This is a genomic window from Pseudooceanicola aquaeponti (assembly GCF_050897975.1).
In the GTDB taxonomy this organism is placed as follows: Bacteria; Pseudomonadota; Alphaproteobacteria; order Rhodobacterales; family Rhodobacteraceae; genus Pseudooceanicola.
Genome location: NZ_JBPAXY010000003.1, coordinates 103,868 through 118,480, shown reverse-complemented (window position 1 = coordinate 118,480; position 14,613 = coordinate 103,868). Strand labels below are relative to the sequence as shown.

Here is a 14,613-nt window from a genome sequence, read left to right as displayed (position 1 = left end):
ATTAGGGAGGAGAACAGGATGAAGATCGGTTTCATCGGGCTGGGCAACATGGGTGCCCATATGGCCCGCAACCTGGCCAGCGCCGGGCATGAGGTGACGGGCTATGACATGGCCCCGGTGCGAGTGCCGGGGGTGCCGCTGGCCAATACCGCCGCCGATGCGGCCCGGGGGGCCGAGGTGGTGATCACCATGCTGCCCAATGGCGAGATCCTGCGCCAGGTCTCGGAACAGATCCAGCCGGTGATGCAGCCCGGCGCCTGTCACCTGGATTGCTCGACCGTGGATGTCGACAGCGCCCGCGCCGTGGCCGACAGCGCCAGCGCCCGCGGCCTTCTGGCAATCGACGCGCCGGTTTCGGGCGGCACCGGCGGCGCCGATGCGGGCACGCTGACCTTCATGGCGGGCGGCTCGGAAGAGGCCTTTGCCCGTGTCTCGCCGCTGTTCGACATCATGGGCCAGAAGGCCGTGCATTGCGGCGGCGCGGGCAATGGCCAGGCGGCCAAGATCTGCAACAACATGATCCTGGGCGTCACCATGATCGCCACCTGCGAGGCCTTCGCCCTGGCCGATCAGCTGGGGCTGGACCGGCAGGCGATGTTCGACGTGGTCTCGACCTCGTCGGGCTACAGCTGGTCGATGAACGCCTATTGCCCGGCGCCGGGCGTGGGGCCGAAATCGCCGGCCGACAACGACTATCAGCCCGGCTTTGCCGCCGCGCTGATGCTGAAGGACCTGCGCCTGTCGCAGCTGGCCGCGCAAAGCAGCGGCGCCGAGACCCCCATGGGTGCTGCGGCCGAGGCCCTCTACTCGACCTTCGTCGAAGAGGAGGGCGGCGGCGACAAGGACTTCTCGGCCATGCTGCCGCGCTTCTCGCGCCGCAACCAGGGCTGAGCCAGCCCCAGACGGCCCCCGCGCTTGTCTCTCTCCCCTGCCCCCACTAGGCTTTGCCCGGGGGCAAGGGACCGACAATGCTGACATTCCTGGATTTCGACCGCGACCTGGCCGAGGCCTGCGCCGCAGAGTTCCTGGCCGCCCACGAGGGGCGCGCCCTCTTCCCGACACCCCCCGACAGCCGCCGCCCCGCCTTCCTCCGTATCGACAATGCCTCGGGCGGGCCCCTGCCGCGCTTTGTCCTGAAGATGGAGCTGGGGGGCCAGGTCTTCGTGCTGAAACTGAACGCCGAGGCCGCCCAGGACGGACGACTGGCGCTGGAATTCCAGGCCCTGCGGCGGCTGGAGGCCGCCCTGGCGGATAAGCCCGACCTGGGCGTGGTCCATCCGATCTACCTGTCGCCCGACGGCGGCTTCATGGTGACCGATTACAACGACGAAGAGACCGCCTGGTCCCGGCTGATCTCGGGCGAAGACCCGGCGCCGGTCTTCCGTCTGGCCGGGCGCTGGCTGGCGGCGCTGCATGGGCAGGGCCCGGCGGATGTGTCGCCCTTCTGGCCGAAGTGGATCTTTGCCAAGCTCGACGCGGTGCAGGCCGGGGCCACCCCCCAGGCCGCCCCGAAGGCCTATCGCCCGATGCTGCGCGCCCTGCGCCAGCAGGCAGGCGCCCTGCGCGGCCGGGTCTCGCGCCGCTGCCTGTGCCACGGCGACTATCACCCCGGCAACCTGCTGATTGGCCCGGCAGGCGCGCGCGGCCTCGACCTGTCGGAAGAGCGGCGCAAGCTGGCGGTCTACGACATGGTCGATTTCCTGAAAACCGATGTGCAATGCGACGGGCCGGAAAGTCAGATTGGCCCCGGCGGCATCCTGCACAGCTCGCGCGCGGCCTTCCTGGAGGGCTACGGCCAGGAGGTGGACGGCCCCTTGCTGGACTTCTGCCTGCGCGCCCGGCTGCTGATCACCTGGATCAGCATCGACCAGGCGCGCTATGCCCGCTCTGACTTTCAGCGCGACAAATGGGCCCGGCTGGAGCGGCGGCTGGCACTGGCCTTCGACCTGGCGTGAGGCGCGAAGGGCCGGAGGTTTCCCCCGGGCCCCTTTGCCCTGCGTCCGGTCGCTCCCTATTCGGCGGCCACCTTCGCGCCCTTCAGCATGTCCTTCAGGTAGTGCCCGGTGTGGCTGCGCCCCACCTCGGCCACCTCTTCCGGCGTGCCGATGGCCACCACCTCGCCGCCGCCATCGCCGCCCTCGGGGCCGATGTCGATGATATGGTCGGCGGTCTTGATGACGTCGAGGTTATGTTCGATCACCACAACGGTGTTCCCCTGCTCGACCAACTCGTGCAGCACCTCCAGCAGCTTGCGCACATCCTCGAAATGAAGACCCGTGGTCGGCTCGTCGAGGATATAGAGGGTGCGGCCCGTCGACTGGCGGCTCAGCTCCTTCGACAGCTTCACCCGCTGCGCCTCGCCCCCCGACAGGGTCGTCGCCTGCTGGCCCACCTTGATATAGCCCAGACCGACGCGCACCAGCGCGTCCATCTTCGAGCGGATCGAGGGTACAGCCTGGAAGAACTCCTGCGCATCCTCGACGGTCATGTCGAGGACGTCGGCGATGGACTTGCCCTTGAACTTGATCTCCAGCGTTTCGCGGTTGTAGCGCTGGCCCTTGCAGGTTTCGCATTCGACGTAAACGTCGGGCAGGAAGTGCATCTCGATCTTGATGACCCCGTCGCCCTGACAGGCCTCACACCGCCCGCCCTTGATGTTGAAGCTGAAGCGCCCGGGCTTGTAGCCGCGCGCCTTCGACTCGGGCAGCCCCGCGAACCAGTCGCGGATCGGAGTGAAGGCGCCGGTATAGGTCGCCGGGTTCGACCGCGGCGTGCGCCCGATGGGCCGCTGGTCGATGTCGATCACCTTGTCGAGATGTTCCAGCCCCTTGATCGTCTCGCAGGGGGCGGGCGTCTGGCGGGCGCCGTTCAGCCGCATCGAGGCGGTCTTGAACAGGGTTTCGATGGTCAGGGTCGACTTGCCGCCCCCCGAGACGCCCGAGACGCAGACGAACTTGCCCAGGGGGAAATCGACGGTCACGTCCTTCAGGTTGTTGCCGCTGGCCTTCACCACCTGGATTTTCTTGCCGTTGCCCTCGCGCCGGACGGCCGGAACAGCAATCTCGCGGCTGCCCGACAGGTATTGCCCGGTCAGGCTGGCCGGATCGGCGGCAATCTCTTCGGGTTTGCCCTTGGCGATCACCTGGCCGCCATGCACCCCGGCCCCGGGGCCGATGTCGAAGACGTAATCGGCCTCGCGGATCGCCTCCTCGTCGTGTTCCACCACCAGGACCGAGTTGCCCTGATCGCGCAGCCCCTTAAGCGTGGACAGCAGCCGCCCATTATCGCGCTGGTGCAAGCCGATCGAGGGTTCATCCAGCACATAAAGCACGCCGGTCAGGCCCGAGCCGATCTGGCTCGCCAGGCGGATCCGCTGGCTTTCCCCGCCCGACAGGGTGCCCGAGGCGCGCGCCAAGGTCAGGTATTCCAGCCCGACGTTGTTGAGGAACCCCAGGCGTTCGCGGATCTCTTTCAGGATCGGGCGGGCGATCTCGGCCTTCTGTTTCGACAGGGTGTCGCCAGCGGCGCCGATCCACTCCAGCGCCTCGCGGATGGATTTCTCCACCACATTGCCGATGTGATGGCCGTCGATCTTCACCGCCAGCGGTTCGGGCTTCAGCCGGTAACCGTTGCAGGTGCCGCAGCGGCGGTTGTTCTGGTAGCGCTCGAATTCCTCGCGGACCCAGTTGCTGTCGGTCTCGCGATAGCGCCGTTCCATGTTGGGAATGACGCCCTCGAAGGCGCGGGTGATGTTGTAGACGCGGCCGCCCTCGTCATAGCGGAAGGCGATCTCTTCCTTGCCCGAGCCGTAGAGGAAGACATCCTGCACCTTCTTCGGCAGATCCTTCCAGCGGGCGTTCTTGTCGAACTCATAGTGCTTCGCGATGGCGTCGATGGTTTGCAGGAAATAGGGCGACTTGCCCTTGCGCCAGGGGGCAATGGCGCCGTCGGCCACCTTCAGCTGGCCATCGGGCACCACCAGGCGTTCGTCAAAGAACAGCTCCATCCCCAGCCCGTCGCAATGGGGACAGGCGCCATCGGGGGCGTTGAAGGAAAACAGGCGCGGTTCGATCTCGGGGATCGAGAAGCCACTGACGGGACAGGCGAATTTCTCGGAGAAGGTGATCCGCTCAGCCTCGCCCTCCTTCGGTGCGGTCTCCAGCACGGCGATGCCGTCGGCCAGGTCCAGGGCGGTGCGGAAACTGTCGGCCAGCCGGGTTTCCATGCCCTCGCGCACGACGATCCGGTCGACCACCACGTCGATGTCGTGGCGGTACTTCTTGTCCAGGGTCGGCGGCTCGTCCAGCTCGTAAAACTCGCCATCCACCTTGACCCTCTGGAAGCCCTGCTTGCGCAGCTCCAGGAATTCCTTGCGGTACTCGCCCTTGCGGTCGCGGATGATCGGCGCCAGCAGATAGCCGCGCGTACCCTCTTCCATGCCCATGACCCGGTCGACCATGTCCTGCACCTGCTGCGCCTCGATGGGCAGGCCGGTGGCGGGGCTGTAGGGGGTGCCGGAGCGGGCGAAGAGCAGGCGCAGGTAATCGTAGATCTCGGTCACCGTGCCAACGGTCGAGCGCGGGTTCTTCGAGGTGGTCTTCTGCTCGATGGAAATCGCCGGGCTGAGGCCGCTGATATGATCCACATCGGGCTTTTCCATCATGTCCAGGAACTGCCGCGCATAGGCCGACAGGCTCTCGACATAGCGCCGCTGCCCCTCCGCATAGATCGTGTCGAAGGCGAGCGACGACTTGCCCGAGCCGGACAACCCGGTGATCACCACCAGCTGGTCGCGGGGGATGTCCACGTCGATGCCCTTCAGGTTGTGCTCGCGCGCGCCGCGGACCTCGATAAACTTCTGCTCGGCCATATTCGCCCCCGGGAAACCACTGGGTGTAGAGATAGGCGAGACGGAACGCCTGTCCAAGGGGAAAGTGAGAACATTAGGGAAACATTAACCTGCGCCCATTCACAATACGGCGCCGCATCCCCATCTTGGGGCCATCGCAGGCAGTTCCGAAGGCATCCCGATGTTCAAATTCCTGTCCCGTCTCTCGCAATCCGGCGGGATGAGCGCGCAAGAGGCGGTCGAGAAGCGCGACCGTGTGCTGTTGCTCGACGTGCGCGACGCCGCCGAGATCCGCCGGTCGGGCAAGGCGGCGGGGGCGATCTGTATCCCGCTGACCACCCTGCCCTTCCGCGCCGATCCGCGCCATCCCGAGTGCGACCCGCTGCTCAGCCCCGAGGCGACGATCTGCGTCTATTGCGCCGCGGGCGGGCGCGCCGCCTCGGCCAAGCAGGTGCTGGAACGGCTGGGATACAGCGACGTGCACAATATCGGCGGGCTGGGCCACTGGACCCGCGCCGGGGGCCAGGTCGAGCGGGGCTGACCCGCCGCCCGGTCCGCCCGTGCCGACGCCCGCGCCGACGCGCGGCCCCACAAGCCGGCCCGACAGTCCGCCCGACAATCGTCTTGTCCCCCGGTCGCGCTCCGTCTAGGTCACGTCATGTTATATCATCACGTGATTCGAGAGGAGATCCCATGTCGTCCCGTCCCCTGTTCCCGCACACCCTGGCCGCGTTGGCCCTTGGCGCCCTGACCGCCACCGCCGCCCTGCCCGCCCTGGCCGAAACCCACGACCACGATCACGACCATGATCAGGCGGAAACCCATGAGCACGCGCACTCCCACGACGAGGACGCGCAGCGCATCTACAACGGCTATTTCACCGATGAAGAGATCCAGCCGCGCAGCCTGGCCGACTGGCAGGGCGACTGGCAATCGGTCTATCCGCTGCTTCAGGACGGCACCCTGGCGCCGGTGATGGCCGACAAGGCCGCCCATGGCGACAAAAGCGCGGAAGACTACACCGCCTATTACCAGATCGGCTATGCCACCGACGTGGACCGGATCCAGATCGACGGCCCGACCTTCACCTTCCACGGCCCCGAGGGCTCGGTGACCGGCACCTATGCGGATGACGGGTTTGAGGTGCTGACCTACGCCAAGGGCAACCGCGGCGTGCGCTACATCTTCCGCAAGGTCGAGGGCGACGCCGCCGCACCGGGCTATGTGCAGTTCAGCGACCATGCGGTGGCCCCGACGGACGCGGGTCACTACCACCTCTACTGGGGCGACGACCGCGCGGCCCTGCTGGAAGAGGTCACCAACTGGCCGACCTACTACCCTGCCGATCTGAGCGGCGCCGAGATCGCCCAAGAGATGCTGGCCCACTGATCCCAGGGCCCGGACAGGCGAAGGGGCGCCGGATCAACCGGCGCCCCTTTTGCAATCTGGTGGTTGGCGATCAGATGTGGATCGCGCGTCCATAGGCCTGAAGCACCGATTCATGCAGCATTTCCGACAGGGTCGGGTGCGGGAAGACGGTGTTCATCAGATCCTCTTCGGTGGTCTCCAGCGTCTGACCGACCACATAGCCCTGGATCAGCTCGGTCACCTCGGCGCCAACCATATGGGCGCCCAGCAACTCGCCGGTCTTGGCGTCGAAGACGGTCTTCACCAGCCCCTCGGGTTCGCCCAGGGCGACGGCCTTGCCGTTACCGATGAAGGGGAAGCGGCCGACCTTGACGTCATAGCCCGCGTCCTTGGCCTTGGCCTCGGTCAGGCCGACAGAGGCGACCTGGGGATGGCAATAGGTGCAGCCCGCGATGCTTTCGGGGCGCACCGGGTGGGGTTTCTTGCCGGCGGCCAGCTCGGCCACCATGACGCCTTCGTGGCTGGCCTTGTGCGCCAGCCAGGGCGCGCCCGCGATGTCGCCGATGGCATAAAGCCCCTCCACCCCGGTGGCGCAGTATTTGTCGACCACCACATGGGTCCGGTCGATCTTCACGCCCAGCTCTTCCAGGCCCAGGTTCTCGACGTTGCCGACGATGCCCACGGCGGAAATCACCGTGTCGAACTCTTCCGTGGTGACCTTGCCGCCCTGTTCCAGATGCGCCGTCACCTTGCCCTTCGCCCGATCCAGCTTCTTGACCATGGTCTTTTCGCGGATCTTCATGCCCTGTTTCTCGAACTGCTTCTTGGCGAATTTCGAGATTTCCTCGTCTTCCACCGGCAGCACCCGGTCCATCACCTCGACCACGGTCGTGTCCGCGCCCAGGGTGTTGTAGAAATTGGCAAATTCGATGCCGATCGCGCCCGAGCCGATGACCAGAAGCTTTTTCGGCATCCGCACAGGTTTCAGCGCGTGGCGATAGGTCCAGACCAGATCGCCATCGGCCTCCAGCCCGGGCAGTTCGCGGGCCCGGGCGCCGGTGGCCAGGACAATGGTCTTGCCGGTCAGCTCTTCGGTGCCGTCCTTGGTGGCCACGCTGACCTTGCCCTTACCGGCCAGCTTGGCCTCGCCCATGATGACGGTGACCTTGTTTTTCTTCAGCAGGCCGCGCACGCCGCCTTCCATCTGCTTGGCCACCCCGCGCGAGCGGTTGACCACCGCGTCGAGGTCAAAGCCGATCTTCTCGGCGCTGAGGCCGTAGTCCTTGGCGCGCTCCATGAAATGGAAGATCTCGGAGCTGCGCAGCAGCGCCTTGGTGGGGATACAACCCCAGTTCAGGCAGATACCGCCCAGGTGCTCGCGCTCGACCACGGCCACGCTCAGGCCCAGTTGCGCCGCCCGAATGGCGGCCACATAGCCGCCCGGGCCGGCCCCGATCACCACGAAATCGAAAGACTTGGCTGCCATCTGCCCCTCCGCTGAACCTTAGGCTTCAAGATAGTTTGACGTTAAACTATCTACCAGCAGGCGACAAGCACAGCCATAGCCCCCGACGCCGATTGCGCCGAAAGGCCGCTATGCATCCGGGGAAACCCGGCGCGCCCTGTCCCTGACCCTAGCGCCCCGCACGCCCCTGTCAAACCGCCCGAAGGTCGCGCCCTGCCCCCGGGCCAGCCGCCGCCGAGTCGGCGCACAAAGGAAAAGGGCGCCGCCCGGATCCCGGACAGCGCCCCCTTGGTTCCTTCGACCCGAAAGCCGGGACTAGCCCGCTGCGGCCTCGACCGAACGTACCGTCTCGCCATAGCCGCCCTTGTCGAGATAGGCCGCCTCGGACGCCGTGCTGTGCCGTTTCAGCGCCGCATTGCGATAGGGGAAACGCCCGAAGGTGCGGATCACCTCGCGATGCGCCTTGGCGTGTTTCAGATTGGCCGCGCCGGTCTCCGGCATCCGGTCCAGCATCAGCCGCACACAGCGTTCCTGATCGCACAGGTTTTCCGAATGCATCATCGGCAGGTAGAAGAACTGTCGCGCCGGTTCGTCGATCTTCATGTCAAAGCCATGATCAATCGCCACCTTGGCCGCCGCCAGGGCCACCTTGTCGCTGTCGAAGGCGCGCCCGTCGCCGCGGAACATGTTGCGCGGGAACTGGTCCATCAGGATCACATAGGCCAGCGCCCCGCTGGGATAGGTCAGCCACATCCCGTAGCCCCCTTCGCAGGCATGGGCCCAGGCGGCACCGAACCGGGCGCGGATCTCTGAATCCAGGGCCTCGCCTGCCTGATACCAGCCCTCGGGGCCGACCTCATCCAGCCAGAAGGACAACACGTCTTCGGGGGCAATCATGGCTATCTCCTCTTTCGCGATTGCGCCATTTGCCCCAGCGTTACAAAGTTTTCACAATAAGGAAATGATAGATTTTCCGGCAGGTCGGGATGTGAGCGCTCACGCGCCGTTTTCGCCACTCGCAGCCTCTTCGGCGGCTTCCTCGGCCACCTCATATGCCCATTCCTGCGCCGCCTCGACGGCCACCGGCGTGGCCGACATCAGCACCGGCGCATAGGCCGCCGTGTCGTCCACCGCCACCGAGGGACGCTGGGTCATGCGGTAGAAGGCATAGGCGGCGGTGGCCAGCAGCAGCACGGCGATGAACAGGAAGAAACCCTTCGGCCCGGTCATGGTCATCACCCAACCGGTCAGCAGCGGGCCGCCGATGGCGCCCAGCCCGTTGACAAACAGCATCCCCGCGCTGCCCGCCGCCATCTGGTCGTGGTCCAGAATGTCGTTCAGATAGGCCAACAGCAGCGAATACAGCGGATTGGTCATCGCCCCGATGATGAAGGCCGCCACCAGCAGGGCGGTGAAACTGTCGGCAAGGACGAAGCCGATGATGCCGCCGATCCCGGCCACGATGGCCTCGATCGCGATCAGCAAGCGGCGGTCCATCCGGTCCGAGATCCAGCCCAGCGGGTAGATGGCGATGGTGGCGCCAATGTAGAACATGGTGATGAACAGCGAGATCTGCGGCAGGGTCAGCCCCGCCTGAGAGCCGAAGACCGCGGCCATGCCGAACTGTGCCGAGAAGGCCCCGCCCACCAGGAAGACGCCCACGATGGACAGGGGCGAGGCGCGGTACAGCTCTTTCAGCGACATCGGCCGGGTACTGTCGAAGGCGGGCGTCGGCGAGACCGACAGCAGGATCGGCGCGAAAGAGATCGAAACCAGGATCGAGGGCACGATGAACAGGATGAACCCCGCCGGGTCGCCCAGCAGAAGGATCCCCTGGGCCGCCATGATGCCGATCACCTGCACCAGCGCGTAAAGCGCCAGCGCCTTGCCGCGGTTTTCATTGGTGGCGGCGTTGTTCAGCCAGCTTTCCGCGGTCACATAGACCCCCGAGAAACAGAAGCCGATGATCATCCGTTCCGCCGTCCAGGCCCAGGGATTGGCCCAGGCCGGATAGAGGATCAGCACCGCCGAGATGAAGGAGCCGAGCGCGGCGAAGACCCGCACATGGCCGACCCGCCGGATCATTTCGGGCGCCAGGCGGGACCCGCCCAGGAAGCCCGCGAAATAGGCCGACATCACCACAGACATCTCGAAGGTGGAAAACCCCTCGATCTCGCCCCGCACACCCAGCAGGGTGCCTTGCAGGCCGTTGCCCAGCATCAGAAGGGTCAGGCCCAGCAGAAGGGCCCAGGCGGATCCGAGAACCTGAAGCATGTGATCGTTCCTATGTCGTCGGGCCGCCCTTCGGGCAGCCAGCAGGGGCAGAGGCAGGCGCGGTGCGGCCCGGATGCCCCTTGGATTTCACGTCAGGGCGCAGGGATCAACAGCGAGGCATCGCCGTAAGAGAAAAAGCGGTATCGCTCGGCAATCGCATGGTCGTAGATCGCCCGCACCCTCTCGGTGCCCATCAGGGCCGAGACCAGCATCATCAGGGTCGATTTCGGCAGGTGAAAGTTGGTCATAAGGGCATCTGCCACGGCGAAGGTGAAGCCGGGGTAAATGAAGATATCCGTCTCGCCGGTCCAGGGGGCGATGGCGCCACTTTCGCGCGCGGCGCTTTCGATCAGCCGCAGCGCCGTGGTGCCCACCGGAATGACGCGCCCGCCCGCCGCCTTGGTGGCCGCGATCTCGGCCGCGGCCGTCTCGCTGACATGACCCCATTCGGCGTGCATCTTGTGCTCGGCGACGTTGTCGACCTTCACCGGCAGGAAGGTGCCCGCGCCCACATGCAGGGTGACATGGGTCCGCGCCACCCCCATGGCGTCCAGGCGCGCCAGAAGGTCTTCGTCGAAATGCAGCGAGGCGGTCGGGGCGGCCACCGCGCCGGTGTTCCTGGCCCAGACCGTCTGGTAATCGGTCTTGTCCTGGGCATCGGGGGCGCGCAGGGCTGCGATATAGGGCGGCAGCGGCATCTGCCCGGCCTCGGCCAGGGCGGCATCGAAATCGCCCTCGGCCTCGAAGGACAGCACCCCCTGCCCCGCCTCCTTGGCCTCCAGCCGGGCCGAAAGGCGCGGGGTAAAGCGGATCACCTCGCCCTCGCGGATCTTCTTCAAGGGCTTTAGCAGCGCCGCCCAGTGCCCCTCCGCGCGCGGCTCCAGCAGGGTGACTTCGATCTTCGCCTCGGTCTCGCCCTGGGCCGAGCTGCGCGCACGGGTGCCGGTCAGCCGCGCCGGGATCACCTTGGTATCGTTCAGCACCAGCCGGTCGCCGGGGCGCAGGTAGTCGCCCAGATCGCGCACGATGGCATCGGTGATCCGGTCCCCCTCGGCCACCAGCAGCCGGGCAGAAGAGCGCGGCCGCGCCGGTCGCGTCGCGATCAGCTCTTCGGGCAGGTCGAAGTCGAAATCGGAAAGCTGCACCTGGCGCTCCTGTCGTGGTCTGTGTCTGCTCTTGCCTCCGGGACATAGCCCGGATCGCGGCCTCGGCTACACCCTGGGTCCGCAGGGCGCAATGGCGGTGCGGGGCGGGTCACTCGCCCGCCGGGTCCGGGGGCGGGCGGCGGAAGATCTCGCGGAACATGGCGGGGGTGAAGATCGACAGCGGGTTCACCCGCACACGCGGGTCCGAGGCAGGGCCGCTGAGGTCGAAGTTGAAGCCGATCAACCCCTCACCCTTGCGGGTCAGCAGCGCGCCGATGCCGTTCAGCATGTATAGGGGCGAGACGACCCCCTGCATCTGCAACTGGTCGGCGGCCAGGTCATAGACCCCGTCCAGCGACACCCCCATCGAGGCGCCAACCGCGCTGGCCCGGGTCACCGTCAGGCGCCCGGGGCGCAGCTGGAATTCCACCTCGACATCGCCAAACAGGATCCCCGGCCCCGACAGCTGCTCCAGCAGGCCGACGATGGACAGGGCGTTCAGCAGCTCGGCCACCGCCGGGGCCTCCTGGATGCGAATGTCGGTGATGCGCAGCTGGCCGTCATAGGCCCCCTTGCCGCCCGCCGGGACCAGATCCAGCACCAGTTGCCCGCCATTGCCCTTCTTCAGGAACCCCGCATCCGCCAGGGCTGCGCTGGCGTCCGCGGCCTCGATGCGGATCCGGCCCGCGTCCAGGGTGGCGGTGACCTCGGCGCCGCCGTTGATCCGGCCCCGGAACCGGCCCTGGCCACGCGCCGTGCCCCCGGCGGACAGGGACCCGCGCAGGTTGGTCACGGCCAGGGTGTCGGTGATCTGCAAACGGTCCAGCGCCACATCCAGCGGCGCGGCGCCGCCGCCCTGGGGCAGATCCGGCATCCGCGCCAGGTCGACCCGCCCGCCGGTCAGGGTCAGCGCCGGGGCCTGCCCTGCGCCGCGCGGGGTCAGCCGCGCGCCCACATCCAGCCAGCGCCCGACCGCCAGCCGCTCCAGCCGCAGCGCCTCCAGCTGGCCCTCCGGGGTGGCCGAGAGCGCGCCCGACAGGGTCAGCCCCGGCCCCTCCAGCCGCAGCCTGTCGACCGTGACCCCCGCCGGGCCCATCTGACCCTCGGCCCGGGCCAGGCCGGTGGCGGCCTGCGACAGCGACCAGCCCAGCGAGGGCAGCGACAGGCCCAGCCCGGCCAGGTCGCTTTCCACCGCAAAGCGCATCGGCGCGTCGCGGGGCAGCTCCAGCGTCAGATCGGCCTGGGTGGCGCCGCGCAGGGCCCCCGGCGGCAGGGCCAGGCCCAGCCCCTCGGCCGCCGCCGCATCCAGGCGCAGCTGCGCCGCGACCCGCGACGGCCCGGCCTCGGGGCCGAAGTCGGCGTGCCAGCTGCCATCAAAGGCCACCCCGTCCCAGCTGCCCTGCCCGGCGATGCGGATCTGGGTGGTATCGCCCGCCACCTCCAGCCGGGGGGCGCGCAGCAGGTGATTGGGCGCGATGGTGTCGCTTTCCACATCGCTCAGCGTCCCGGCATAGCGCAGCTCTATCGCCTCCAGCGGCAGGTTCTTGATCAGCGGCAAGCGCAGGCTGGCGCCAAGCTCTGCGGTGCCCCGCGCCAGATCCGGCGCGCGCCCGGCCTTCGACAGAAGCGACAGCGGCGGCGCGTCCAGCAGGGCCAGGATCTCTTCCACCGGGCCTGCCAGGCGCAGGGCAATCTCGGCATCGGCCGGTTTCTGGCGCACGTCCGGCACGACGAAACTGGTGCCCGTCCCGTCGATCCGCCCGCCGCCCGGACCGGTCACATGGCCCGCATCGGCCTGCACGGCGAAACGCCCGTTGGACAGGGCCGCATGGCCGCGCGCCTGTTGCAGCGGCGGCATGGATTTCATGAAGGTCAGCGTGGTGTCGTCGAAATCGAAGCCCAGCTGGATCTGCGGCGCCACGTCCTGGCCTGCGCGCAGGGCGAATTGCAGGTTCGACAGCCGCCCCTCCAGCAGGTTGCGCGCCACCCAGTCGCGGCTCTTGCTGGCCGCCGTGGGGGGCCAGAAGCCCAGCACGTCGTCGGGCGACAGGGCGGCGGCGGCAAAGCCCCCGCCCTCTCCCGCCGCATCCTCGGGCGGGGCCGAGGCGGTCAGCGCGCCCTGAAGGCCCAGCCCCCAGCCCGCGGCGCCCGCGGTCATATGTCCGTCGGCGCGCATCACATGGCCGCCCTCGCGCAGCACCAGCTCGCCCAGGCTCACCTCGAAGGGGTCGAACCGCAGCCGCAGATCCGCCTCGGCCCGCTCCAGCCGCAGCGCCGAGGCAAAGAGGTCGCCCGGGTTGGTGACGATCTCGCTGGCGCTCAGCTGGCCGGTCATCTGCACCCCGCCATCCGGCGCGCTGCCCAGGCGGAAGGCGCCCTCGGCCAGCAGCGAAACCAGAGGGCTTTGCACCGACAACTCGTTGAAGCGCAGCATCTGCGTGGCCGGATCGAAAGAGAAATAGCTGCGCGCCGTGTCGAAGGGCACCGGGCGCACCCCTTCTGCGGGCTGCACCACGCCGCGCCCGATCTGCAAGGTGGCGTAAAGCGGGCCAACCGCGCCGTCCTCTTCCAGAGACAGGCGCAGCGCCCCCGACAGCGGCGCGCGCAGCACCCCCAGCCAGGCCAGCGCCGGGCTTTGCGTCGCCAGATCCTCGGCGGGCATATCCTCGACCGACAGCTGGAATTCGCCCGAATTGCGGTCCAGCCGGGTGGTATAGCTGGTCTCGACCAGGGTCGCATAGCTGCGCCCGCCAAGCAGCGAGAAGTCACCCCGGATCACCAGATCGGCGCCGTCGCGGTCCAGCACGATGCGCCCGCCATCCACCGACCAGGCACGATCGGCGCGCAGGTCCTCGTAGACCAGGGTCAGGCCCAGCCCCTCGATCCGGCTCAGCCCGGCCAGGTCGCGGGTCGCCAGCGAGGCCTTCAGCTCGGCCAGGACCAGGGCGATGTCGCGATCCCGCGCTTGGGCGCCCTGATCGGTCGAGGTCAGATCGAAGCGCCCGTCGGCGCGGCGGCGCAGGCGCAGCTGCGCGCCTTCGACGGTGATGTCCTGGGGTTGCAGCCGTCCGCGCAGCAGCGCGGCCGGGGCCAGACGCATGGTGGCCTGGTTCAGCACCACGCGCGAGCCGGTCTCGGGCAGGATCATCGACAGCTCGCGCACCCGGACGCGGGGATGCCAGGCCGCCTCGAAAACCACCGACAGACCGGAAAAGGTCACGTCGAGCCCGGGCACCTGATGCTCCAGCCGCGCCTCGACCCGGTCGCGCAGCCAGGGTGGCGCGGTCAGCGCCTCGCCGCGCACCAGCAGGCGCAGGCCGCCCAGCCCTGCCGCCAGCCCAACCAGCAGGATCAGCAGCAGCGCCACGCGCGCCGTTCGGCGCAACAGGCGATGGTGCCGGGGTTTCGGCGCCAGAGCCTGCGGCTGCGGCTTCAGCTTGTGCATCGCGTCTCCTGCGCCCGGCCCGGCGCCCTGTTCCCTACCCAGTCAATCCCGCCCCGGCGGGCCGTCC

At 67.9% G+C, this 14,613-nt stretch carries 10 protein-coding genes; 4 read left to right on the top strand and 6 right to left on the bottom strand.

Annotated features, from left to right (window positions below; all coding sequences use genetic code 11):
• The first annotated feature begins 18 nt into the window (after positions 1–18).
• Both mmsB and ACRARE_RS07275 read left to right on the top strand, forming a co-directional pair.
• Positions 19–891, top strand: coding sequence for a 3-hydroxyisobutyrate dehydrogenase (gene mmsB, locus ACRARE_RS07280; RefSeq protein ID WP_432655763.1), 873 nt, complete (start codon positions 19–21; stop codon positions 889–891).
• Positions 892–968: 77 nt separating this feature from the next.
• Positions 969–1,955, top strand: a complete 987-nt coding sequence (locus ACRARE_RS07275) for a phosphotransferase family protein (RefSeq protein WP_432655762.1) — start codon at positions 969–971, stop codon at positions 1,953–1,955.
• A gap of 56 nt (positions 1,956–2,011) precedes the next feature.
• On the opposite strand, the gene uvrA is transcribed toward ACRARE_RS07275, so the two are convergent.
• Positions 2,012–4,870 carry an excinuclease ABC subunit UvrA gene (gene uvrA / locus ACRARE_RS07270; protein ID WP_432655761.1) on the bottom strand — a complete coding sequence of 953 codons (2,859 nt, stop codon included), beginning with the start codon at positions 4,868–4,870 and terminating at the stop codon, positions 2,012–2,014.
• Between the two features lie 160 nt (positions 4,871–5,030).
• On the opposite strand from uvrA, the gene ACRARE_RS07265 reads away from it, so the two are divergent.
• Together ACRARE_RS07265 and ACRARE_RS07260 are read left to right on the top strand one after the other, a co-directional pair.
• A complete protein-coding gene (locus tag ACRARE_RS07265; protein WP_432655760.1) occupies positions 5,031–5,390 on the top strand; it encodes a rhodanese-like domain-containing protein in 360 nt (119 codons plus the stop codon).
• Between the two features lie 152 nt (positions 5,391–5,542).
• Positions 5,543–6,238 (top strand): ZinT family metal-binding protein, encoded by a 696-nt coding sequence (locus ACRARE_RS07260; protein ID WP_432655759.1) that lies wholly within the window; start codon positions 5,543–5,545, stop codon positions 6,236–6,238.
• Positions 6,239–6,308: 70 nt separating this feature from the next.
• Here the strand turns inward: ACRARE_RS07260 and lpdA are convergent, their stop codons facing one another.
• The 5 genes from lpdA to ACRARE_RS07235 all read right to left on the bottom strand — a co-directional run bounded on the left by lpdA (position 6,309) and on the right by ACRARE_RS07235 (position 14,546).
• A complete protein-coding gene (gene lpdA / locus ACRARE_RS07255) occupies positions 6,309–7,703 on the bottom strand; it encodes a dihydrolipoyl dehydrogenase (RefSeq protein WP_432655758.1) in 1,395 nt (464 codons plus the stop codon).
• A 294-nt stretch (positions 7,704–7,997) separates the two neighbouring features.
• Positions 7,998–8,579, bottom strand: coding sequence for a DUF924 family protein (locus tag ACRARE_RS07250; protein WP_432655757.1), 582 nt, complete (start codon positions 8,577–8,579; stop codon positions 7,998–8,000).
• A 99-nt stretch (positions 8,580–8,678) separates the two neighbouring features.
• Entirely contained in the window at positions 8,679–9,956 is a 1,278-nt protein-coding gene (locus ACRARE_RS07245; RefSeq protein WP_432655756.1) for an MFS transporter, read from the bottom strand.
• 92 nt (positions 9,957–10,048) lie between these two features.
• Positions 10,049–11,101: a tRNA preQ1(34) S-adenosylmethionine ribosyltransferase-isomerase QueA gene (gene queA / locus ACRARE_RS07240; RefSeq protein WP_432655755.1), complete on the bottom strand. Its 1,053-nt coding sequence runs from the start codon at positions 11,099–11,101 to the stop codon at positions 10,049–10,051.
• Positions 11,102–11,210: 109 nt separating this feature from the next.
• On the bottom strand, positions 11,211–14,546 hold the full coding sequence (locus tag ACRARE_RS07235) for a YhdP family protein (RefSeq protein ID WP_432655754.1): 3,336 nt from the start codon (positions 14,544–14,546) through the stop codon (positions 11,211–11,213).
• Positions 14,547–14,613: the final 67 nt, after the last annotated feature.